A 21,611-nucleotide genomic window follows, 5' to 3' on the forward strand; every position below is an offset into this window, starting at 1 on the left:
TGGGGGGCTTGGGCGGGCCCGCCGCGCAGGCACGGTGCAACCTCTGGATAAAGCGGCCTACGCACCTTGCGTCCGCCCTGCACAGTTTGGCAGGAGCGGCCCGTGAGCGCGAACATCGTGATCGGCCAGACGCCGCAAGGCCAGCCGATCGAGATCGACATCAAGGAACTTCTGGCGACCCGCCTGCTGGTGCAGGGCAATTCCGGGTCCGGAAAGTCGCATCTGCTGCGCCGGATCCTGGAAGAAAGCGCCACCATCGTCCAGCAGGTGGTGATCGACCCCGAGGGCGACTTCGTCAGCCTCGCCGAGGAATTCGGCCATGTCGTGATCGACGGCTCCGCTTATGGCGAGGCCGAGATCGCCCGCCTTGGCGCGCGCATCCGCCAGCACCGCGCCTCCGTCGTGCTGGCGCTGGACGAGCTGGAAATCGACCAGCAGATGAAGTGCGCCGCGCAGTTTCTGAACGCCTTGTTCGATGCCCCGCGCGAACAGTGGTATCCCGCGCTGGTGGTGGTCGACGAGGCGCAGATGTTCGCGCCCGCCGCCGCCGGTGAAGTGACCGAAGAAGCCCGCCGCGTCAGCCTTGCGGCGATGACCAACCTGATGTGCCGCGGGCGCAAGCGCGGCCTTGCCGGCGTGATCGCCACCCAGCGCCTTGCCAAACTGGCCAAGAACGTCGCGGCCGAGGCCAGCAACTTCCTGATGGGCCGCACTTTCCTCGACATCGACATGATCCGCGCCGCCGACCTGCTCGGCATGGAGCGGCGCCAGGCCGAAGCCATCCGCGACCTTGCGCGCGGCCAGTTCCTGGGCCTTGGCCCCGCCATCGCCCGCCGTCCCGTCTCGGTGAACGTGGGCACCGTGCGCACTGGCCAGAAGTCGGTGACGCCGGGCCTCGCCCCGCTGCCCACCGCCTCGACCGAGGAACTGCGCGAGCTGCTCCACGAGAACCTCCACGTCGAGCCGGACCGCCCGGAGTTCCACCGCGCCGCCCCGAAGACGGAGGACGCCGAGACGCTGGCCCGGCGAATCGCCGAATCCGACCTGCTCGAACCGACCAGTTCGCAGTCCCGCGAGAGCGAGCGCGAACGCCAGCGCCCCGAACCCGATGCGGAGGAAAGCCGCGCCGCAATGGTCGAGATCATGAACGCGATGGCGCAGGAGGACGATTGCACCTTCCAGTCGTCGACCACGCTGTTCCAGGATTTCACCATCCGCTGCCGGATGAAGGGCATTTCGGTGCGCGGCCTCGACGCGACGATGTTCCGCCGGGGCTTCGCCGCCGCGCTGGCCGGGATCGACGATCCCGACGACGAGCGCTGGATGGACCTCATCAACCTGTCGAAGCATGTCCCCGACGATGCGCTGGCCACGTTCTATGTAATCGCCCGCGCCGCGATCGACGGCAAGCCCTGCCCCGACGACATGGACCTGGCCCGCATCTACGGCACCAGCAGCCCGCGCCGGGTGCAGCGCCTGCTGGACTACCTGGAAAAGGACGGCCTGATCGTGGTCCGCACCGATTTTTCGGGCAAGCGCTCGGTCGGCCTGCCGGACCTTGGCGTAACGACTGCGCCCGTCGAAGCCTGACAGGCGGCCTCTTGCTGCAAGCGCATAATCTGCGCTGCAACTGCACAGAAACGTGCATTTCGGATCATTAAGGCCACCCCGCTGCCGCTGCCGCTGCTACCGTGCCGACAGCGACGCATTAGGGGGCAACGTGCAAAACAGACTTGTCGGCCTCGACTTCTGGCGGGCCATACTGCTGCTTTACGGTGTGCTGCTGCATACCGCCGGCCGAATTCGCGCCATGCCCGACGATCCCTGGATATTCGGAGTGATCCAGTCGCTGTCGCGCGCAACCCGGATGCAGGCCTTCTTCCTGATCGCCGGCTATCTTGCCGCCGCCTCGATCAGCAAGAAGCAGCCGATGGATTGGCTACGCTCCAGAACCGCGCAGTTGCTGATCCCGTTTTTCGTCGTCTGGCTCACTTTCCAGCGGTTCACCGACCTGATCAGAAAGGGGGATTTTTTCGCCACCCCGTTCAACATCGATCACTTGTGGTTCCTCATCGTGCTGATGTCGTTCAGCCTGCTGACGGTCGCCGGCAAATGCACTGCCGCCGGCAAACTCCTTTCGCAGGCGGCGCGGGAACTACGCAGGCTGCCGCTCGCATCCGTCATCGCCGGCATGGTGGCCGCCGTGTTCGCGGGGATGCTGCTGAACCAGTACATCTACGCCGCTTTTCCAGCGGTCGGGATGAAGGAAGGGAACTACGAAAGCCTCTATCTGCTTTCGCGGGCCTGCGTGATGATCGTGTTCTATGCCGTCGGCCACGTCCTTTACAAAGCCGACCTGCTGGACCGGGTCCGTGCCGCTCCGCTTTTTGCCGTCGCCGCCGTCGCCATGGCGCTTTACCTGATGCTCTACGATCCGGAGACCTACACGGTGCGGCAGATCACCGGCATTCCGAACGCAGTAACGAAGATCGCCACTTACTTTCTATATTCGGTGATCGGGACGTTCTTTTCGCTCGCCATCTTCATCCATGCCCGGTCGATCACCCGAATATCGAAGAACACCGCGTATTTATCGCGGGCAGCCTATACGATATATCTGGTCCATATCTTCTATGTCGCCGCCGCGTTTCAGGTGCTGTCGACGATCCTTCACGATCACTACCTGCTTTTTATCGGCACCGTGATGCTGGCAACGGCAGGTTCGCTGGCAACGCATCAGATCATATCCATGGTGCCGCTGCTCCGGCTGCTCTTCAACGGCAAGCTGCCGCGAACCAGACAGGCCAAGCCCTCCTTCGCCTGACGGCGGGCGCGGCCTTTCCGTTTCGGGCGTAAGGAGGAACATCTTTCCCCTCGGCACGTCTCGCGGTAAAGCGCCGGACATGGCAGAGATCATCAATCTTCGGATGGCCCGCAAGGCGCGCGACCGGGCCGAAGACAAGGCGCAGGCCCAGGCCAACCGTGCAAAGCATGGCCAGACCAAGGGTGAGCGGATAGTCGCCAAGGCCGAAATCGCCCGGATTGACCGGATCGTGGACGGCGCGCGGATCGAAGGCATCCGGGACAAGCAGGACGAAAACTGATGCGCAGCACTTACGAATCAGCCACCGTGCGCCTCTACCATCTGGACGGCGGGGCAGAGGGCGGTGCGGCCAACACCCTGTTCTACGGCCCCTTGTCCGAAGCCATGACGATCGCCGCACAGCAGAGCGAGGACGTGCAGGACGGCCTGTTCATCGCCACCGACAACGACGTGGTCGCTTACGTGGATCTTATCGAACAATAGACGGAGGCTGGGCTGAAAGGCTTCGACAAACTCAGCCTGAGCGGAACCGGGACGGACCTGGGGCCCGGATATTTCCTGCGGTGCCGAGGCGGGGCACCCCGCCCCGGCACCGCCGAACGCTTTAGAACCGCGCCTGGACGCCTGCGGCCAGATAGTGGTCGCCGATGTTGCCCTTGAGGTCGACCATCGGCAGGATCGGCATGGCCACCGTGCCATAGGCGCGCAGGTCATTGCCGATAAAGCGCGCCCCCACGCCCACCGAAAAGGACATCGGCAGGCGATAGGTCGCTTCCACCTTGCCGAAGATCTTGGTGCCGGAATTGTCGCACTTGCCGTCCGACACCTGATCGTCATTGCTGCTGCGGAAGCACTGCGAATCGTCCTTGTAGAAGCCGTCGTGATCGCGCTTGTGGAAGAACGCGCCAACGGCCGGGGTTATGGCGAAGCCGCCGTCCTCGATCACCGGCACGCCCACCGCAAGTTCGCCGCCCCATGATCCTTCCGAGCGTGCCACGTTGGCCTCGGCGGTGACTTTCGCAGCGGCGGGCGATGCGGCGGCAAGCGCGCACAGGCCGGCGCACAGGCCCAGCGGGGCGGCGATACGGAATTTCATGATGGTCCTGCGCTCCTTGAAACCGGATGGTTGGCCCGGGCTAGGTCCGGCAGGGAAAGCGGGCAAGGAGCGGGCTTTCCGTCCATCGCGGCAAGGACTCGGCCCATCCCTTTTCAGCGAGATCAGGGCTGGAAAACCACGTCTGTCCCGGTGTGGACCATCTGCGCAAGGCGGGCAGCGTCCCAGTTGGTCAGGCGCACGCAGCCGTGGCTTTCGCTGCGGCCGATCGTCTGCGGCTCGGGAGTGCCGTGAATGCCGTAATGGTCCTTCGACAAGTCGATCCACACCACGCCGACCGGACCATTGGGCCCGGGGGCAAGGCGACTGGCCTTGTCGTTCTTGCTCGCGTCCCAGAACAGGTCCGGGTCGTACTGGTAATCGGGATTGCGCGACGTGCCCTTGATCTTCCAGGTGCCGATCGGCAGCGGATCGTGATCGCTGCCTGTGGTCACCGGGAACTGGGCGATCAATTTCTCCGCCTTGTCGTAAACGCGCAGCGTGCCTTGAGACTTGTCGACGACGATACGCTCGGCGTCGGGCTGATCGCCCGCCACGCCCAGGCGTTGCAGGGTATCGGCCCAGCCGCGTTCGTCTCCCTCGATCTTTGCGGGCGCTACGTTGGCGATCGCCGGCACGCGAATCGTGCGCCCTGCGGCCAGCGCGGTATTCGGGCCGTTGAGCGCAAAGAGCGTGTCCGGCGTGGTGTGGAAACGTTCAGCCAGCGCCTCTGTCATCGAACGATAGCCAAGGTGGTCGAAACGGGCCAGTTCGGCCGTCTTGTGAGGCAGGTCCCGCACGAACGGCCCGCGCGCGAAAGCCTGCGGGATCACCACCAGCAGCGTCGCCGCCGTGCCCTGCCCCTGGAACAGCGCCGTCTGCGTCGCCGGATCGAGCTGCCCGGTGGACGGCAACCCGCGCGCTTCCTGGAAAGCCGCCAGCGCCAGCTTGTAGGACTGCCCCTGCCTGCCGTCGATCACTGCGGGCGAGAAGGCCAGCCGGTCGAGCGCCACTTGCGCGCGCATGATCAGGCTGTCGGCCGCCTCGGTCTCCCCTCCGCCGGGCGCATTGGCGAAGGCCAGCGAGCCGCTTGCCGCCGCCTTTGACGGCGCGGTGGCCGGCTCGGTGCGCGAACCGCAGGCGGTGATCATGACGAGGGCGGGGAGGCACAGGGGAAGGAAGCGTTTCAAACGGCACCCACTTTTCTTGTTCTGGTGCCCGTATCAACGCCCGGCCGCGATTTTAGCTCCGACCATCGACGAAGATCGCGATTTGCCTCGGCGGCGGCAGCAGTTCGAAAGTACGCCGCCCACGAAAAAGGGCGGCCCTTTCAGGCCGCCCTTCTCGAATGTCGGCAGGGCCGATCAGCCTTCGCTGATGGTCGCCTTGACGATCTTGCCCGGCTCGCGCGGGGGCTCGCCCTTGGGCAGCGCGTCGACCAGTTCCATGCCTTCGACCACCTGGCCCCAGACGGTGTACTGCTTGTCGAGGAAGCTGGCATCGTCGAAGCAGATGAAGAACTGGCTGTTGGCCGAGTGCGGGTAGCTGGTGCGTGCCATCGAGCACACGCCGCGCACGTGCTTTTCGGCGTTGAATTCAGCCTGGAGGTCAGGCTTGTCCGAACCGCCCATGCCGGTGCCGTTGGGGCAGCCGCCCTGCGCCATGAAGCCGGGGATGACGCGGTGGAACTTCACGCCGTCGTAGAAACCCTCGCCCGTCAGTTCCTTGATGCGGTCGACGTGGCCGGGGGCCAGGTCCGAACGCAGCTTGATCTTGACGTCGCCGCCTTCGCCATTGCCGGTGTCGAGCGTGAGGGTCAGAAATTCGTCAGCCATCGCATGTCTCCTTTTGTCAGCGCGCGAGGTATCTGGCGCGCGCCGGTCGGCTTGGCGCCCGATATAAGGCGCGCCGCGCCAATGTCACCCTCCCCTGAGTTTTGGCCGCGCGGCCCCGGGCCCGCTCCGCCGCCCGGGTGGGGGCACGGGATGGAACAGGACTTTCGAAGCAGGCCCTGAGGGAAACCTCCGGCGAGGCTTGTTCCGGCTGTTGCAATTGCGAAATAGCTGCGTAGACCGGCCCCTATGAGCGAAGCGGAACTCAAGGACGAAATGCCCGGCGCAGCGGATGATACCGCGCCTGAAGGCATGCCCGAATCCGAAACCCTCGACGAAGACAACCGCCTCAAACCCGAATTCGTCCGCAACGTCAAAGAGGCCCTCGACGACGAGGACTCCGACCGCGTCTACGACCTTGTCGAACCACTCCACCCCGCCGACATCGCCGACTTGTTCGAGCTGGTCGACGAACGCGAACGCCTGACCCTCGCCCGCTCGATCCGCGACCTCATGGGCGTGGAAGTCATCGCCGAGATGAACGACTGGGTCCGCGAAGCGCTGATGGAAGCGCTTCCGGCCGATGTCGTCGCCGAGATCGCCGGCGGGCTGGACACCGACGACGCCGTCGCGATGCTGGAAGATCTCGACGAGGCGGACCAGCAGGCCGTCCTCGCCGAGATGGAGCCGGAAGACCGCGCCGCCATCGAATCGGCGCTGTCCTACCCCGAAGAATCCGCCGGCCGCATGATGAGCCGCGACCATGTCGCGGTGCCCGAGACGATGACCGTGGGCGATCTCATCGATTACCTGCGCGAACACCGCGAACTGCCGACCGAGTTCTGGGAAGTGTTCTGCGTCGATCCGATGCACCGCCCGGTGGGGACCTGCTCGCTGTCCTGGATCCTGCGCTGCCCGCGCAATATCCCGCTTTACGACGTGATGGCGCGCGACCAGACGCTGATCCCGGCCGACATGGACCAGGAAGAAGTCGCGCTGCGCTTCCAGAAGTACGCGCTGATTTCCGCGGCGGTGGTGGACACTTCGGGGCGGCTGATCGGCCAGATCACCGTCGATGACATCGTCCACATCATCTCCGAGGAAGCGGGCGAGGACGCCCTGCTCCTCTCGGGTGCGGGCGACGGCGACATCAACGAGCCGATCCTGCTGACCGTGCGCGCCCGCCTGACCTGGCTGGTGGTGAACCTGGCCACGGCGATGCTGGCATCTTCGGTGGTCGGCCTGTTCCAGGGCGCGATCACCCGCTTCGCGCTGCTGGCGGTGCTGATGCCGATTGTCTCGGGCATGGGCGGCAATGCCGGCACCCAGACCCTGGCCGTGGTGGTGCGCGCCATCGCCACCAACCAGCTGACCGATTCGAACACCGCGCGCATGATCTGGCGCGAATTCCGCATCGCCCTGACTAACGGGCTGGCGCTGGGCGTCTTGATCGGCACCGGCACCGCACTGGTCTTCGGCAACCCGCTGCTGGGCGCGGTGATCGCCTCGGCCATGCTGATAAACAACCTCGTCGCGGGCCTTGCGGGTATCCTCGTCCCGGTAACGCTGGACCGCTTCAACGTCGACCCGGCGGTCTCCTCAGCGGTCTTCGTGACCACCGCGACCGATACGATGGGCTTCTTCACCTTCCTGGGCCTCGCGGTGCTGACCGGGCTGGCATAGGCCGCGCCGTAAGCTCCGGTTGGGGATGCGATGTCTGGCGTTTGGCAGCGCGCGCCAAATCCGTCCTTCCAACCCCGCTCAGCCTGAGCTTGTCGAAGGCCCTGAGGCTGGGCGCTGTACTCCCTATGCTTCGACAAGCTCAGCATGAGCGGTGTGGGAGACTCAGCGCCCGCTACCCACCAAAAATCAGACCACCAGCCCAGCTCGGCATGAGCGGCGGGAGTGACGTAGCTGCAGCCTCCCTGCCCGATGCGCGACAACCCTCACCGTGAATTTGTCAGCCCGATCGGGCAATTCTCCTTTCGCCCTATGCGGCGCCTCCCTATCTTGGCGGGTATGCCGCTGCACATGACCAAGATCGCGTATTCCGCAGAAAGCCCCGCCTCCCTTCGCGCCTGGCTGGAGAGCCATGCCGGGGGCGAGGCGCTGATGACCACGCGCTATCTGCCCACGCGCCATGCGGAGATGATCGGCGGCTCGCTCTACTGGATCTTCGAGCATGCGCTGATCGGCCGTTCACCGATCGTCGGCTTCGAGCAGCGCGAAAGCGACGGGCGCTGGCACATCCGGCTCGAACCCAGGCTTATTCCGGTGCAGACCAAGCCCAAGCGCGCCCATCAGGGCTGGCGCTACCTTAAGGACGAGGATGCCCCGCGCGATCTCGCCGAGGGCGAAAGCGCCGGCGATGCGATGCCGCCCAAACTGGCGCGCGAACTGATGAAGCTGGGGCTGATGTAAAAGGCGGTGCGCCGGCCCGGAGGCTTTCCTACATCGCCGCCGCCTGTCATCCTCCCGCCGGCTCTTTCCATCGTCGATACCACCCATCCGCAAGGCCTTGTATGAAAGGCCCTGCGCGCATGTACTTCATCAACAAACCGCTGCCGTCACCTAAACCGCGCGGTCCACCCACCATTGCAGCAGCACATGGGCGACCGCATATTTCGGCGGCGCCCAGAAGGCACGGCCGCTTTCACCGACTGCCGTGGCCTCCAGCGCGTCGATCACTTCGGCGCGGGTGAACCAGCGGGCGTCCTCCAGTTCGGTGACGTCGATCGTGATTGCCGGATCGTCCGCGAAGGCATGGCAGCCGATCATCAGCGAGGACGGGAACGGCCAGGGCTGGCTGGCGATATACGTGACATCGCGGACCCGGACCCCCGCTTCCTCGAAGGTCTCCCGCGCCACGGCTTCCTCGATCGTCTCGCCGGGCTCGACGAAGCCGGCCAGCGCGGAGTAACGCCCCGCCGGAAAACGCGGCTGACGGCCGAGCAGCAGCTTGCCGTCATGCTCCACCGACATGATCGTCACCGGATCGACGCGGGGAAAATGCTCCGCCGTGCAGCCGGTGCAGGAACGCTGCCAGCCGCCCTTGGCGATCACCGTGGGCTGGCCGCAGACCGCGCAGAAACGGTGCCGCGCATGCCAGCCGACCAGAGCACGGGCGCCGCCGTAAGCCGCCAGTTCGGCGGGTTCCAGCACCGTCATCGCATTCCAGCTGGCGGGGCCGGCGTGGGGACTGCCGCCCGGATCGACGGGCACTACCTCGGCAAAACAACCGCGCTGGGCATCATCCAGGCCGAGGAATACCAGTTCGTTTTCCGGCGCTGCATCGGCAAGGCTGCTCCAGACGAGGCGGCCTTCCGGGGTCAGCACCGGGTCAAGCCCTTCCAACTTCAGGAGGCGGGTACGGGCGGTCATCAGGGCGGCGATGGCGTCCGGGTCGCCTCGGATGTGATCGGCGCGGTCGATATGCGAGCCGGCGAAGGCTATCGGGGCAGAAGCAGTGATAAGCACGTCAACGGGTCTCCAGGATCGCAAGAACATCGGCCTTTAGCGCGGCCTGGAATTCAGGCAGCAGGTCGAGCGCGTCGGGGGGCATGAACTGGACGAAAATCTGCGAACGCAGGCCGTGAACCATATCGACCATGCCGACAGTCCCCGCCGCGCCGGACCAACCGTAAATGCCCGCCTCCGCGCCCTTGCCCACACGGCCGCCCGCGCCAAAGCCGGAAGGGCCACCAAAGGTGGCAGGCACGCTGACGCCGGGCGGCAGAAGGTTAGAGGTGCCGGTGCGCACCGCGCTTTCGCTCAGCACGCGCCGCCCGTCGATCATGCCGAACTGGGCGAGCAGGCGCAGGAACCTGTCGTAATCGCGCGGGCTGCTGACCAGCCCGGCACCGCCAAAGGGAAAGGCCGGCTTGTCGAGGAAGATCGAAGTGGCGCCCTCGTCTATCGGGGCGAGCACTTCGCCGATCGCGACGTAGTTGGTGGTCAGCCGGTGCGCCTCTGTGGCGGGCACCTGAAACCAGGTGCTGGTCATCCCGGCGGGCGCGAAGATCGTTTCGTGAAGGTAGACGTCGAAGGGCTGGCCGGTCACCACCTCGATCACCCGGCCCATCAGGTCGAGGCCCATCGAGTAGCTCCACCGCGTGCCGGGATCGGCGACTAACGGCACTTCGGCAAGTCGGTCGGCGAAGTGATCCAGTCCCTTGACCGGCGTGCCCCAGTCCAGCCCGGGTGCGGTCAGCCGGCTGATCTGGCCGGGAACGAGGCCCTTGCCGGTCATCAGCCGCCGCATCGCGCCGTTCTGGACGATGGTATAACCCAGCCCCGACGTGTGGGTCATCAGATGCCGCATCGTGATCGGCCGGGGCGCAGGGTGAAGCGCGGTGACCGAGCCGTCGTACGTGTCCTGCACCTGCATGGTGCGGAATTTCGGCAGTATTTCGTAAACCGGCTGGTCCAACCCAAGGCGGCCCTGCGCGATCAGTTGCATCGCCGCCATCGCTGTGACCGGCTTGGTCATCGAATAGATACGAAACAGGCTGTCTGGCGTCACCGTGTCGGGGTCGTTGAAACCCTCCGACCCGCGCGCCACGAATTCCGGCTCGCGTCCGGGCAGACCGAGCGAGGCCACCATGCCGGGAAACCTGCCCGGCCCGGTCCAGCGCTCGACCACGGCGCGGACCTTGGGGAGCAGTTCCGGCTGCGCGGCGGCCCAGGCGAGCTTCGGCATCAGCGCCGCGCCCAGCCCGGCGGCACCGGCCATGCCCAGCAGAGCGCGCCGGTCCATCGCCGCTTCGAGGGCGCGGATCAAGCGTCCTGCCTTTCGGCGGCAAGTGCCAGGCGCGCGGCCTTGGCGAAAAGCGTCGGCAGTCCAGCCTCGTCCAGCCGGCCCAGCGGCCACCACTCGCCTTCGGTCCCATCAAACCGGTTGCCGAGATAGACCACAAGGCTCAATTCCAGCGAGAAGTGCGTGAAGACGTGATCCACCTTGCCCGCGCTTTCCCATGGTCCAGATGCCGGCCCCTCACCGCAGCCATCGGCACGGGCGGCCCAGCCATCGTCGGGCAGCGCGCGCATTCCGCCGAGCATCCCTTTGTCGGCGCGGCGCACCAGCCAGACCTGCGCCTCGCCGCCGACCTCACGCTCGATCCAGAAGGCGTGGCCCTTGCGCACAGGCTTGGCTTTCTTCGCCGCCTTCACCGGCAGGCGTTCCGGCTCGCCGCTGGCCCGCCCCGCGCATCCGGCCGACAGCGGGCATAGCAGGCAGCGCGGGCTGCGCGATGTGCAGACGCCGCTGCCAAGGTCCATCATCGCCTGCGCAAAGTCGCCTGACCGCAGATCGGGCGTGATGACATCGGCATATTCGCGGATCAGCGGCCGCGATCCGGGCAGCGGCGTGTCGATCGCGAACAGGCGTGATACGACCCTCTCGACATTGGCGTCCACCACCACCGCCCGCCGCCCGAAGGCGATCGCGGCGACGGCGGCGGCGGTATAGGCGCCCAGCCCCGGCAGGGCGCGAAGGCCGTCCTCTGTATCGGGAAACTGCCCGCCGCGCGCCGCCACTTCGCGCGCGCAGGCCAGCAGGTTGCGAGCGCGGGCATAATAACCAAGGCCCGCCCATGCCGCCATGACATCCTCGTCCGGCGCGGCGGCCAGCGCCATGACAGTCGGCCAACGCGCCGTGAAAGCGGCGAAGTAGGCCTTCACCGCGCCCACCGTGGTCTGCTGGAGCATTACTTCGGAAAGCCACACGCGGTAAGGGTCGGGCGCCGGGCTGCCGGGACGCGCGCGCCAGGGTAGATCGCGGCCATGGGTGTCGTACCAACCCAGCAGGTCCTGCGCGATCCTCGTCGTACCTGTGGTATCCGAACTGGCGTCCATGCGCCCGCTATGGCATTGGAGCGCCGGTAATGGAACGCAATCTCGGCAAACAATCGGACAAAAAGGGCAAGGCGTCGAAGCCGGGCCTGAAGCTTTATGAGCGCCCGCGCGGCGGCCAGGCCCGCGCGATCTCCGATCTGATGCCGGAAGTGGGGCGCACCGCCTTTCGCCGCTTCGGCTTCGTGCAATCCAGCGTGGTATCGCGCTGGCCCGAGATCGTCGGCGCCCGCCATGCCCGCGTCTGCTCTCCGGAATCGATCCGTTTTCCCCCCGGCGAAAAGAGCGACGGCATCCTCCAACTGGTCGTCGTGGCCGCTCATGCGCCGATGATCCAGCATGTCATCCCCGAGATCGTCGAGCGTGTGAACCGCTTCTTCGGCTACAACGCCGTTGCCCGCGTGAAAATCCGGCAAGGCGACGTTAAGCCGCCGGTCGCCACTCCGCCTCGTGTCGCCGCTTCGCCGACACTGAAGCCGGTGCCGTTCGAACTGGGCGAATCGCTGCGAGACATCGGCGATCCGGAACTTCGCGCGGTGCTCGAATCGCTTGCCCGCAGCATTGAGGCCAAGGGCGGCCAGGAATAACAGTGCCAGGAATGACCAGGATGCGTTTCCCCAGCATGAAGACCACGCTTCGTTTCACCGCCCTCGCCGCCTGCGCCGCGCTGAGCATCGCCGCCGCGCCTGCGAAAAAGCCGGCGGCCGCGCCCTCCTCAGCCGGAAAGAACTGGGCGGGCCAGGTCGTCGCCACTCCCGATGGCAGCCACCGCTACGGCAATCCCGACGCGCCGGTGAAGCTCAACGAATACGTCAGCTATACCTGCCCGCACTGCGCCCATTTTCACAAGGAATCCGACCCGGCGCTGCGCCTGACCGTGGTGCCCAAGGGGCAGGTTTCGGTGACGGTGACCAATTTCCTGCGCAATCCGATCGACCTGACCGTGGCGATGCTAACGAATTGCGGCGACCCCAAGCGCTTTTTCGTGCGCCACAACGCGTTCTTCGCCACCCAGGAAACCTGGCTCGGCAAAGTCGAAAAGTTCAGCCGTGAACAGCAGGCGCGCTGGTATCAGGGCCAGCTCACCGACCGGATGCGCGTCATCGCCAGCGACCTCGGCTTCTACGACCAGATGGGAGCCTGGGGCATGGGCCGCGCACAGACCGACGTCTGCCTGGCCGACAAGGCGATGCTCGACAAACTGCGCACCCAGCAGACCGAAGTGGAAAAGCTTGGCTTCCAGGGCACGCCCAGCTTCACGCTGAACGGCGAAGTGCTGAACGCCAACGACTGGGCATCGGTATCCAAGGCGATCACCGCCAAGATCGCCGAGCAGCGCGCCGGCAATATCTGATCTGCCCGCATGGCGGCGGCAAGCTGTGGATGCAGCGCCGCGCCGTGCTTTGTCTTCGGCCCGTCCATGGGCTAGCCCTGTCTCAAGTGCACACGTAAGGATTCGCCTCCGATGATCCGCAACCGTTTCCGCCAGATCGCTCTCGGTCTGCTCGTCGCTCCGCTCGCTCTTGGCCTCGCCAGCTGCGGTAAAAAGGATGAGGCCGCCGGCCCCGTCTCGGGCGAACCGATCGCCAAGATCGCCGCGCCCGCGGGCAAGGCCTGGGCCGACATGATCGAAAAGACCCCCGAGGGCGGCTACCGCATGGGCAACCCCGACGCTCCGATCAAGCTGATCGAGTACGGCGCGCTCAGTTGCTCGCACTGCGCAGAATTCGCCAAGGAAAGCTTCGGCAAGCTGCGCGATGACTATGTCGCCAGCGGCCGCGTGAGCTATGAGATGCGCTACTTCATGCTCAACGTCTTCGACATTCCCGCATCGCTGCTGGCGACCTGCGGCACGACCGAAGCGGTGATCCCGCTGAGCGAGCAGTTCTGGGCCTGGCAGCCCAAGATGTTCGAGAACATGCAGAACGCCGACAAGGCGAAGCTGGCCGCGCTCGACACGATGCCCAAGGAACAGCAGATCGGCGCCGTCGCGCAGGTTTCCGGTATGAGCGACTTTTTCGCATCGCGCGGCATCGCCCGCGATCAGGCCAATGCCTGCCTTGCCGACACCGCCAAGGCCAAGGCGCTTGCCGACCAGACGCAGAAAGCATCGGAGCAGTTCAACATCACCGGCACGCCCAGCTTCATTATCAACGGCAATTCGGTCGGTTCCGGCTCGTGGGCGGAAATCGAACCCAAGCTGCAACAGGCCGGCGCTCGCTGATCTGATGCACCTGCGGTAATCACTCGATGCGCATCCACCGGCTCAAGCTCAGCGGATTCAAGAGCTTCGTCGAGCCGGCCGAACTGCGCATCGAGCCGGGGCTGACGGGCGTCGTCGGCCCCAACGGCTGCGGCAAGTCCAACCTTCTCGAAGCGATCCGCTGGGTCATGGGCGAAAGCTCGCCCAAGTCGATGCGCGGCGGCGGCATGGAAGACGTGATTTTCGCCGGCACCGACAAGCGGCCGCCGCGCTCCTTCGCCGAAGTGGTGCTCAAGGCCGAGACTGCCGCGCGCCCCGACGGCTCGCGTGAGGAACTGGAGGTCGTCCGCCGGATCGAGCGCGGTGCCGGCAGCGCTTATCGCATCAACGGCCGGGACGTGCGTGCCAAGGACGTCGCGCTGACCTTCGCCGACGCCGCCACCGGCGCGCATAGCCCCGCGCTGGTCAGCCAGGGCCGCATTGCCGCCGTCATCGCCGCCAAGCCCGCAGAACGCCGCGCGATGCTGGAAGAGGCCGCAGGCATCGCCGGCCTGCACGTGCGCCGCAAGGACGCCGAACAGCGCCTGCGCGCCACTGAGGCCAACCTTGCCCGGCTCGACGACATCATGGCCAGCCTCGACAAGCAGGTCGGGACTTTGCGGCGGCAGGCCAAGGCCGCCGAACGCTACAAGGCGCTGACCGACCAGATCCGCCTTTCCGAAGCCCGCCTCGTCTTCGCCCGCTGGCGCGATGCCGCCGAAGCCGCCGAGGCCGCGCGCAAGGAAGCGCAGGCCGCCGAGGCGCGCGTCGGCATCGCGCAGGGCCTCGCTGCGGAAGCCCAGAGCCAACAGGCCAAGGCCGCCCAGACGCTTGCCGAGGCGCGCGACGAGCTTGCCGACCGCCGCGACGATGCCAGCGCGCAGGGCCACCGAATGGCAACGCTCACCAGCCAGCTGGAAGCGGCCGAGCAGCGCCTCGCCGACCTCAACCGCCAACGCACCCGGCTGGAGGAAGACAGGCACGATGCCGACCGCCTGACCCGCGATGCCGCGGACGCCCTTGCCCGCCTCGAACGCGAACTGGCGGACGGCGAGAAGCAGCTGGCGGCGGACGAGGCCATGCGCCCGCGCTTCGCCAACACCCTCGACGGCGCCGAACAGTCCTCACGCGCGGCTGAACTCGACCTTGCACAGGCCACCGCGCGGCAGGCCGGAGTAGAGGCCGAATGGCGTATCGCCGAGGCCGAAGTCACCCAGGCCCGCAGCCGCAGCGCCCGCGCGCAACAGGATGTCGCCCGAATCGAGGGACAGATCGCCGCACAGGCCGACGCCGCCGACCTCGACGCCGCGATCGCCGCCGCAAAGGCCCGGGCAGAAGATGCGAACGCCGCGCTGGCCAAGGCTCGCGAAGGGCTGGACGACATGCAGGCGCGCAAAACCGCCCTCCAGGCAGAGCGCGACACTGCCGCCTCCGCGCTGGCGGGAGCCCGCGCCGACCTCACCGGCATCGAGCGTGAACACACCGCCTTGCTGCGCGACCGCGAGGCCCGCGCCAAGGGCGCCAAGGCGGCGCACGGACTGCCCGTGGCCATCGACGCCCTGCGCGCCGCGCCGGGCTACGAGCGTGCCCTTGCCGCGGTGCTGGGCCGCGATGCCAAGGCGCCGCTGGGCCTCGTCAGAGGCGCTGACGGCCGCTTCTGGACCGGCGCCGAGGCGCCCTTGCCGGTTGCGGACAGCCTTGCCGCCCATGTCGGCAAGTGCCCGGACGAACTCGCCGCGCGCCTCGCGCTGGTCCACGTCGCCGATGATGACGATGGGCGCGCGCTGAAGCCGGGTGAATGGATGGTCACCCGCGCAGGCGTGCTGCGGCGCTGGGACGGGTTCGTCGCGCGCGGCGAAGGCGCTGCCGAAGCGGCGCGGCTGGAGGCGGAGAACCGCTTTGCCCAGCTGGACGCCCAGCTCCCACCCTTGCTCGAAGCCGTGGCCGCCGCAGAAACGCGGCAGACCGCAGCGGGGCAGGAACTGGCGGCGCTATCGTCACAGCTCATTTCCGCCGAACGCGCCATCGCCGCCGCAGCCGACGCCGAACGCAGTGCCCTGCGCGCCGTCGATCAGGCCGAGGATGCGCGCAGCCGCCAGCGAGCGCGCCGCGCCGAACTCGACGCTGCGGTAGCCGACCTTGCCCAGCAGCAGCAGGCCGCCGCCGCAGAAGCGACCTCCGCCAATGCCAAACTGGCCGCCCTGCCCGACCCGGCGGCAGGCCGCGCCGAACTGGAGGCCGCGCGCAGCCGCAACGTGCAGGCTCGCAGTGCCCTGCAGGCCGCCATGGCCGCTCTGGCAGCGCACGATCAGGCGCTCGCCGTCGCGCGGGAACGCACGACTGCCCAGCGCGGCGATATTCGCGGCTGGCAGGCGCGTTCCGGTGATGCTGCGGGCCGCCTCGCGCAGATGGCGGGACGGCTGGAGGAAATCGAGACCGAAAGCGCGGTCGTCGCCGCCAAGCCCGCCTCGCTGATGCAGCAGATCGAGCAGGGCGAAGCCGTGCGCACCCGCCTTGCCGATGAACTGGCGAAGGCCGAAGCCGCCGTCACCGCTGCCACCGATGCCGCGCGCAGGGCCGACACCGCGCTTTCTGCTGCGCAGGAAACCCTTGCCGCCGCGCGCGAAGGCCGCGCCGGCGCCGCCGCTCGCGCCGAACACGAAGATTCGCGCCGCGTCGAAATGACCCGTGTTTCGGGCGAGCGTTTCCAGTGCCCGCCCCCGGTCCTGCCCGAACGCTTCGCCTTTGCGTACGGCGAAGTCGGCAGCGCCGAAGGCGAAAGCATGACGATGGACCGCCTTGTCGCCGAGCGCGAGCGGATCGGTCCGGTCAACCTCGTCGCCGCCGACGAACTGACCGAAGCCGAAGGCCAGCTAGGCACCAGCGCCACCGAAAAAGCCGAATTGACCGAGGCGGTCAACCGCCTGCGCGGCTCCATCGGCAACCTCAACCGCGAAGGCCGCGAACGCCTGCGCGCCGCTTTCGAGGCGGTCGACGGCCATTTTCGCCGCCTGTTCCAGCAGTTGTTCCAAGGCGGCCAGGCGCACTTGGCGCTCGTCGATTCGGACGATCCACTGGAGGCAGGGCTGGAAATCTACGCCCAGCCTCCCGGCAAGCGTCTGCAATCGCTCACGCTGCTTTCAGGCGGTGAGCAGGCACTGACGGCAGTGGCGTTGATCTTCGGCCTGTTCCTGACCAACCCGGCGCCGATCTGCGTGCTGGACGAAGTCGACGCCCCGCTCGACGACGCCAACATCGAGCGCTTCTGCGACCTCCTCGAAGCGATGACGCGCGAGACGGAGACGCGCTACCTCGTCGTCACTCACAATGCCGTGACGATGAGCCGGATGCACCGCCTGTTCGGTGTGACCATGGTTGAGAAAGGCATCTCCCGCCTCGTCAGCGTGGACCTTGGCGGCGCCGAGGAACTGCTGGCGGCGCAGTAGGCCGTCAGCCCAGCACGAAGCGCGGCCCTGGGCCCTGTGCGCCCGCCGCATCCTCGGCATTGTAGAGCCGGCATTTCGTCAGGCTGAGGCAGCCGCAGCCGATGCATTCGTCGAGCTTGCGGCGGGTCAGTTCGAGCAGCGCGATCCGGGCATCGATCGATTCGCGCATGGACCGGCTGATCCGCTCCCAATCTGCCAGCGTGGGGGTGCGGCCCTGCGGCAACTCCGCAAGTTCGCGCTCGATCTGGGCGAGCGCCAGTCCCAGCTTCTGGGCGATCAGGATGAAACTGACGCGCCGGATGTCCGAGCGCAGGAAACGCCGCTGGTTGCCGCTGGACCGCAGGCTGGTGAGCAGACCCTTCTCTTCGTAGAACCGGATAGCCGAAACCGCGACGCCGGTGCGCCCGGAAAGGTCGCCGATGCTGATGAAACGGTCCTGGACCATTATTCGGCGTCCTTTCCGAAAGCGCTTGATCTCAAGTTAACTTGAGATTGCATCTTTGCCAAGCCGGCCGATTCGCCGGCGACGCAAAGGAGACGCAAACATGGCCCAGGGCCGCCTCGAACATGCCAATATCACCGTCAGCGACATCGAGCGTTCCGCCACACTCCTGCAGGACCTGCTGGGCTGGCACGAGCGCTGGAGGGGCCCGGCACTAGGCGGCGGCGAGACGATCCACGTCGGCGGGGACTTCAGCTACATCGCCGTCTACACTGACCGCAAGGAGCGCGAACGCTTCGCCAAGGGCGCCCCGCTCAATCACGTCGGGCTGGTCGTGGAAGACCTGGACGCCGCCGAACGGACCGTAGTCGCAGCCGGGCTGGAGCCTTTTGCCCACGCCGACTACGATCCGGGCCGGCGCTTCTATTTCTTCGATTGGGACGGGATCGAGTTCGAACTGGTCAATTACGACTGACAGTTACGGCGGCGCCCGCGCGCCGCCTCCCGCTCATACGATACCGGCGTTGCCCACCACCCAGCAGGCCAGTGCCATGACCAGCCCGGCGTCGCGGTTCGAGCGGAAGCGGGCCAGCGGGTTTTCGCCGTCCTCGGGGTCCAGCGTCACGATCTGGAAGCCCAGATGCAGCGCCATGGGCACCAGCGCGACGAGCCCCACCCAGTCCGGGCGCATGGCCCAGAAAGCCAGCGCCCAGAACGCCAGCGCCAGCGCATAGAACCCGCCGACGCCTGCGCGCACCCGCGATCCCAGTCGCAGCGCGGACGAGCGGATGCCCACCAGCGCGTCATCCTCGCGGTCCTGCAGGGCGTAGATGGTGTCATAACCGATGCACCAGAAGATCGCGCCGAGATAAAGCGCCCCGATCGCCTCCAGATGGTCGCTGCGGATCTCGACCCAACCGACCAGAGCGCCCCATGTGAAGACCATGCCCAGCCAGGCCTGCGGCCACCATGTGATGCGCTTCATAAAGGGATAGCCGGCCACCAGGACGACACTGCCCACAGCCACAAGCTGCGCCTCCCAGCGTAGTTGCAGCAGGACAACGAGACCGATGCCGCACAGGATCAGGAGCCAGGCCCAGGCTGCGCCCTTGCTCACCCGGCCGCTGGCGACGGGGCGCAGCGCGGTGCGGGCGACGCGGCGGTCAAGGTCGGCGTCGACGATGTCGTTATAGACGCAGCCCGCGCCGCGCATCGCGATCGAACCGGCCAGCATCCATAGCACCAGATCCCAGCGCTTCTCTCCGCCCGCAAGCATCACCCCCCAGACGCAGGGCCAGAACAGCAGCCACCAGCCGATCGGCCGGTCGAAACGGGCCAGCATGGCATAGTCGCGCAGGCGGGGCGGCAGCAGGGATACCAGGCCGCGATGCTGGCTGTCGGGGACGAGCGAAGGTTGAGTCACACGCAATCGACTAGTCGATTACGCCGATTGTGTCATCCCGAACGTGACTGGTGAACACAGGCAGGCGAAGCGTTGCATCGCCGCCGGGATCGAGCGACAAGGGCCGCCAGACCGCACGAAAGACCTCCCCAGATGCCCGCAACCCCCGCATGGCCGCCGCGCTCGGCCCCGCGCCTGTTCGTTTCCGGCCCCCTATCCCAAGGGAGCGAGATCGCTTTGGAGGGTGCGCAGGCGCACTACCTCGGCAAAGTGATGCGGGTAGCGGTGGGCGACGCCGTGATCGCCTGCGACGACGAAACCGGCGAATGGGCCTGCGAGGTCGTCTCTGCCGGCAAGCGCGATGTCGTCCTGCGCGCGCGCGATCTGCTGCGGGTGCGCGAGGACGTGCCGGACTTCGTGCTGTGCGCGGCGTTGCTCAAGAAGCCCAATTTCGACCTTGTGCTGGAAAAGGCGACCGAGCTGGGCGTGGGCGCGGTGCAGCCGCTGGTCACCCGGCGCTGCGTAGCCGACAAACTCAACCCCGAGCGCGCCATCTCCATCGTCACCGAGGCGGCCGAGCAATGTGCCCGCACCGCCTTGCCGCGAATCGAACCGGCGCTGAAACTCGAAGCCCTGCTGCGCGACTGGCCGGCGGACCGCACCCTGTTTTTCGCCGACGAACAGGGCGGCGAACCGGCAGCGCAGGCCTTTACGGCACATGCCGGCCCGGCCGCGCTGCTGGTCGGCCCCGAAGGCGGCTTTGACGAGGACGAGCGGGCACTGGTGCGTGCCCACCCAAACGCCCGCGCGATCACCCTTGGCCCGCGCATCCTCAGGGCCGAAACTGCCAGCATTTCCGCCATTGCGCTGTGGATGGCAGTGGCCGGAGACTGGTCGCCGGTTAATTCTTAGACCGAGCGGTACAAAAAGTTCTAGCGTCCGCGCTCAGGGATCACTAATTCCGCGCCCATGAGCACCCGTGAGGTTTCGGATCGCGAAGATCCGGTGGTCGAAAGCATGGATCAACTGGCCGCGCCAATGGCAGCGGGCGAAAAGCCGCGCGAGGCGTGGCGGATCGGAACCGAACACGAAAAGTTCGTCTACGACACTGCGGACCACCACGCCCCGTCCTACGACGAAAAGGGCGGCATCCGCGACTTGCTCATGGACCTGACCGAGTTCGGATGGGAGCCGATCGTCGAAGGCGGCAACGTCATTGCGCTCAAGGGCGCAGACGGCAACGTCAGCCTTGAACCCGCCGGCCAGCTGGAACTTTCCGGCGCCCCGCTAGAAACCCTGCACGAAACCTGCGCCGAGACCGGGCGCCACCTCACCCAGGTCAAGACCATCGGCGACCGCACCGGCAAGGCCTACCTTGGCCTCGGCATGTGGCCGGACAAGACACGCGAAGAACTGCCGATCATGCCCAAGGGCCGCTACGGGATCATGCTGAAGCACATGCCCCGCGTGGGTACCATGGGCCTCGACATGATGCTGCGAACCTGCACCATCCAGGTCAACCTCGACTATTCGAGCGAGGCCGACATGGTGAAGAAGTTCCGCACCAGCCTTGCCCTGCAGCCGCTGGCGACCGCCCTGTTCGCGAACTCGCCCTTCACTGAAGGCAAGCCCAACGGCTACCTTTCCTACCGCAGCCACATCTGGTCGGACACCGATCCGCACCGCACCGGCATGCTGCCCTTCGTGTTCGAGGACGGCTTCGGCTACGAACGCTATGTCGAGTACATGCTGGACGTGCCGATGTACTTCGTGTTCCGCGACGGCAAATATATCGACGCCGCCGGCCTCTCGTTCCGCGATTTCCTCAAGGGCGAACTGTCCGTCCTTCCCGGCGAACTGCCGCGCCTCTCCGACTGGCAGGACCACCTCTCCACCGCCTTCCCCGAAGTACGCCTCAAGTCGTTCCTCGAAATGCGCGGCGCCGATGGCGGACCCTGGGGCCGCATCTGCGCCCTGCCCGCGCTGTGGGTAGGGCTGCTCTACGACCAATGCGCGCTCGATGCGGCATGGGACCTGGTCAAGGACTGGGACATGGAAGGCCGCGAAGCTCTGCGCTCCGCCGCGCCGAAGATGGGCCTCGATTCGCCTATTCCCGGCGGCGGAACATTGCGCGATATCGCCGCACAAGTGGTCGAGATTTCACGCTCCGGGCTTGCGGCGCGCGGACGTCTCAATTCCAGCGGTGACAACGAGACGGGCTATCTGGAACCGCTCGCCGAGATCGTGGCTACGGGCAAGGTGCCGGCGCAGAAGCTGCTCGATCTGTATAACGGTGAATGGGGCGGCGATCTTTCCAAGATCTACGCGGTGAAGACCTTTTAAATAGGGGAAGACCTGGGGCCATTGCCCCAGACCCCTTAACTGTCGTCGTTGCGCCTGCTGCCACGTCGAGCGCTCCTTGCTGCCACAGGCTATCATGTCTCCCGGCTCACCATGGGCGCGCTGGTGAAGCTGCACGC

At 66.6% G+C, this 21,611-nt stretch carries 21 protein-coding genes; 13 read left to right on the plus strand and 8 right to left on the minus strand.

Features of this window, described 5'->3' with window-relative positions; all coding sequences use genetic code 11:
- Positions 1-102 precede the first annotated feature (102 nt).
- From TQ38_RS14840 to TQ38_RS14855, 4 genes are all read left to right on the plus strand, one after another.
- Entirely contained in the window at positions 103-1,590 is a 1,488-nt protein-coding gene (locus TQ38_RS14840; protein ID WP_043971553.1) for an ATP-binding protein, read from the plus strand.
- Positions 1,591-1,720: 130 nt separating this feature from the next.
- A complete protein-coding gene (locus TQ38_RS14845) occupies positions 1,721-2,824 on the plus strand; it encodes an acyltransferase family protein (protein ID WP_043971555.1) in 1,104 nt (367 codons plus the stop codon).
- Positions 2,825-2,903: 79 nt separating this feature from the next.
- Positions 2,904-3,104, plus strand: a complete 201-nt coding sequence (locus TQ38_RS14850; protein ID WP_043971557.1) for a DUF4169 family protein — start codon at positions 2,904-2,906, stop codon at positions 3,102-3,104.
- Positions 3,104-3,307, plus strand: a complete 204-nt coding sequence (locus TQ38_RS14855; RefSeq protein ID WP_043971559.1) for a hypothetical protein — start codon at positions 3,104-3,106, stop codon at positions 3,305-3,307. The genes TQ38_RS14850 and TQ38_RS14855 overlap by 1 nt, the downstream gene beginning before the upstream one ends.
- Positions 3,308-3,428: 121 nt before the next feature.
- Here the strand turns inward: TQ38_RS14855 and TQ38_RS14860 are convergent, their stop codons facing one another.
- From TQ38_RS14860 to TQ38_RS14870, 3 genes are all read right to left on the minus strand, one after another.
- Positions 3,429-3,920, minus strand: coding sequence for a hypothetical protein (locus tag TQ38_RS14860; protein WP_043971561.1), 492 nt, complete (start codon positions 3,918-3,920; stop codon positions 3,429-3,431).
- Positions 3,921-4,042: 122 nt separating this feature from the next.
- Positions 4,043-5,068, minus strand: coding sequence for a L,D-transpeptidase family protein (locus TQ38_RS14865; protein WP_082057541.1), 1,026 nt, complete (start codon positions 5,066-5,068; stop codon positions 4,043-4,045).
- 213 nt (positions 5,069-5,281) lie between these two features.
- Positions 5,282-5,752: a peptidylprolyl isomerase gene (locus tag TQ38_RS14870; protein WP_043971565.1), complete on the minus strand. Its 471-nt coding sequence runs from the start codon at positions 5,750-5,752 to the stop codon at positions 5,282-5,284.
- 246 nt (positions 5,753-5,998) lie between these two features.
- Here TQ38_RS14870 and mgtE point away from each other — a divergent pair, with 246 nt between their 5' ends.
- The gene (gene mgtE, locus TQ38_RS14875; protein ID WP_043971567.1) at positions 5,999-7,432 is read left to right on the plus strand and encodes a magnesium transporter; all 1,434 of its coding nucleotides are present in this window, start codon (positions 5,999-6,001) and stop codon (positions 7,430-7,432) included.
- A 336-nt stretch (positions 7,433-7,768) separates the two neighbouring features.
- Positions 7,769-8,170, plus strand: a complete 402-nt coding sequence (locus TQ38_RS14880; protein WP_043971832.1) for a DUF1489 family protein — start codon at positions 7,769-7,771, stop codon at positions 8,168-8,170.
- 150 nt (positions 8,171-8,320) lie between these two features.
- Here TQ38_RS14880 and nudC read toward each other — a convergent pair whose 3' ends face one another.
- Genes nudC through TQ38_RS14895 form a run of 3 tightly spaced genes read right to left on the minus strand, consistent with a single transcriptional unit; the run spans position 8,321 to position 11,602 of the window.
- Positions 8,321-9,256, minus strand: a complete 936-nt coding sequence (gene nudC / locus TQ38_RS14885) for an NAD(+) diphosphatase (protein ID WP_043971570.1) — start codon at positions 9,254-9,256, stop codon at positions 8,321-8,323.
- Positions 9,228-10,529 (minus strand): serine hydrolase, encoded by a 1,302-nt coding sequence (locus TQ38_RS14890; protein WP_240197900.1) that lies wholly within the window; start codon positions 10,527-10,529, stop codon positions 9,228-9,230. Before TQ38_RS14890 ends, nudC begins: the two co-directional genes overlap by 29 nt.
- The gene (locus tag TQ38_RS14895; RefSeq protein ID WP_043971572.1) at positions 10,526-11,602 is read right to left on the minus strand and encodes an A/G-specific adenine glycosylase; all 1,077 of its coding nucleotides are present in this window, start codon (positions 11,600-11,602) and stop codon (positions 10,526-10,528) included. Before TQ38_RS14895 ends, TQ38_RS14890 begins: the two co-directional genes overlap by 4 nt.
- 29 nt (positions 11,603-11,631) lie before the next feature.
- On the opposite strand from TQ38_RS14895, the gene TQ38_RS14900 reads away from it, so the two are divergent.
- From TQ38_RS14900 to smc, 4 genes are all read left to right on the plus strand, one after another.
- Positions 11,632-12,186 carry a DUF721 domain-containing protein gene (locus TQ38_RS14900; protein ID WP_043971575.1) on the plus strand — a complete coding sequence of 185 codons (555 nt, stop codon included), beginning with the start codon at positions 11,632-11,634 and terminating at the stop codon, positions 12,184-12,186.
- A 35-nt stretch (positions 12,187-12,221) separates the two neighbouring features.
- Positions 12,222-12,953, plus strand: a complete 732-nt coding sequence (locus TQ38_RS14905) for a thioredoxin domain-containing protein (protein WP_240197901.1) — start codon at positions 12,222-12,224, stop codon at positions 12,951-12,953.
- Between the two features lie 111 nt (positions 12,954-13,064).
- Positions 13,065-13,823, plus strand: a complete 759-nt coding sequence (locus tag TQ38_RS14910) for a thioredoxin domain-containing protein (RefSeq protein WP_043971577.1) — start codon at positions 13,065-13,067, stop codon at positions 13,821-13,823.
- Positions 13,824-13,849: 26 nt separating this feature from the next.
- Positions 13,850-17,287 carry a chromosome segregation protein SMC gene (gene smc / locus TQ38_RS14915; RefSeq protein WP_043971580.1) on the plus strand — a complete coding sequence of 1,146 codons (3,438 nt, stop codon included), beginning with the start codon at positions 13,850-13,852 and terminating at the stop codon, positions 17,285-17,287.
- A 4-nt stretch (positions 17,288-17,291) separates the two neighbouring features.
- Here the strand turns inward: smc and soxR are convergent, their stop codons facing one another.
- Entirely contained in the window at positions 17,292-17,732 is a 441-nt protein-coding gene (soxR, locus tag TQ38_RS14920) for a redox-sensitive transcriptional activator SoxR (RefSeq protein ID WP_043971582.1), read from the minus strand.
- A 100-nt stretch (positions 17,733-17,832) separates the two neighbouring features.
- Between soxR and TQ38_RS14925 the strand changes: the two genes are divergently transcribed.
- Positions 17,833-18,204 carry a VOC family protein gene (locus tag TQ38_RS14925; protein WP_043971584.1) on the plus strand — a complete coding sequence of 124 codons (372 nt, stop codon included), beginning with the start codon at positions 17,833-17,835 and terminating at the stop codon, positions 18,202-18,204.
- A gap of 33 nt (positions 18,205-18,237) precedes the next feature.
- On the opposite strand, the gene ubiA is transcribed toward TQ38_RS14925, so the two are convergent.
- The gene (ubiA, locus tag TQ38_RS14930) at positions 18,238-19,152 is read right to left on the minus strand and encodes a 4-hydroxybenzoate octaprenyltransferase (protein ID WP_043971587.1); all 915 of its coding nucleotides are present in this window, start codon (positions 19,150-19,152) and stop codon (positions 18,238-18,240) included.
- Positions 19,153-19,284: 132 nt separating this feature from the next.
- Here ubiA and TQ38_RS14935 point away from each other — a divergent pair, with 132 nt between their 5' ends.
- Complete coding sequence (locus TQ38_RS14935; protein WP_043971589.1) at positions 19,285-20,043, plus strand: 16S rRNA (uracil(1498)-N(3))-methyltransferase; 759 nt, start codon at positions 19,285-19,287, stop codon at positions 20,041-20,043.
- Between the two features lie 57 nt (positions 20,044-20,100).
- Positions 20,101-21,474, plus strand: coding sequence for a glutamate--cysteine ligase (locus tag TQ38_RS14940; protein ID WP_043971591.1), 1,374 nt, complete (start codon positions 20,101-20,103; stop codon positions 21,472-21,474).
- The last annotated feature ends 137 nt before the right edge of the window (positions 21,475-21,611 follow it).

The organism is Novosphingobium sp. P6W, assembly GCF_000876675.2.
In the GTDB taxonomy this organism is placed as follows: Bacteria; Pseudomonadota; Alphaproteobacteria; order Sphingomonadales; family Sphingomonadaceae; genus Novosphingobium.

Coding starts and splice junctions, on each gene's coding strand:
- TQ38_RS14855 (WP_043971559.1), top strand. CDS start 3,104: ATGCGCAGCACTTACGAATCAGCCACCGTGCGCCTCTACCATCTGGAC.
- TQ38_RS14865 (WP_082057541.1), bottom strand. CDS start 5,068: ATGATCACCGCCTGCGGTTCGCGCACCGAGCCGGCCACCGCGCCGTCA.
- TQ38_RS14900 (WP_043971575.1), top strand. CDS start 11,632: ATGGAACGCAATCTCGGCAAACAATCGGACAAAAAGGGCAAGGCGTCG.
- TQ38_RS14895 (WP_043971572.1), bottom strand. CDS start 11,602: ATGGACGCCAGTTCGGATACCACAGGTACGACGAGGATCGCGCAGGAC.
- TQ38_RS14860 (WP_043971561.1), bottom strand. CDS start 3,920: ATGAAATTCCGTATCGCCGCCCCGCTGGGCCTGTGCGCCGGCCTGTGC.
- TQ38_RS14880 (WP_043971832.1), top strand. CDS start 7,769: ATGCCGCTGCACATGACCAAGATCGCGTATTCCGCAGAAAGCCCCGCC.
- TQ38_RS14870 (WP_043971565.1), bottom strand. CDS start 5,752: ATGGCTGACGAATTTCTGACCCTCACGCTCGACACCGGCAATGGCGAA.
- TQ38_RS14850 (WP_043971557.1), top strand. CDS start 2,904: ATGGCAGAGATCATCAATCTTCGGATGGCCCGCAAGGCGCGCGACCGG.
- nudC (WP_043971570.1), bottom strand. CDS start 9,256: ATGTTCTTGCGATCCTGGAGACCCGTTGACGTGCTTATCACTGCTTCT.
- TQ38_RS14925 (WP_043971584.1), top strand. CDS start 17,833: ATGGCCCAGGGCCGCCTCGAACATGCCAATATCACCGTCAGCGACATC.
- TQ38_RS14935 (WP_043971589.1), top strand. CDS start 19,285: ATGCCCGCAACCCCCGCATGGCCGCCGCGCTCGGCCCCGCGCCTGTTC.
- mgtE (WP_043971567.1), top strand. CDS start 5,999: ATGAGCGAAGCGGAACTCAAGGACGAAATGCCCGGCGCAGCGGATGAT.
- TQ38_RS14940 (WP_043971591.1), top strand. CDS start 20,101: ATGAGCACCCGTGAGGTTTCGGATCGCGAAGATCCGGTGGTCGAAAGC.
- soxR (WP_043971582.1), bottom strand. CDS start 17,732: ATGGTCCAGGACCGTTTCATCAGCATCGGCGACCTTTCCGGGCGCACC.
- smc (WP_043971580.1), top strand. CDS start 13,850: ATGCGCATCCACCGGCTCAAGCTCAGCGGATTCAAGAGCTTCGTCGAG.
- TQ38_RS14905 (WP_240197901.1), top strand. CDS start 12,222: ATGAAGACCACGCTTCGTTTCACCGCCCTCGCCGCCTGCGCCGCGCTG.
- TQ38_RS14910 (WP_043971577.1), top strand. CDS start 13,065: ATGATCCGCAACCGTTTCCGCCAGATCGCTCTCGGTCTGCTCGTCGCT.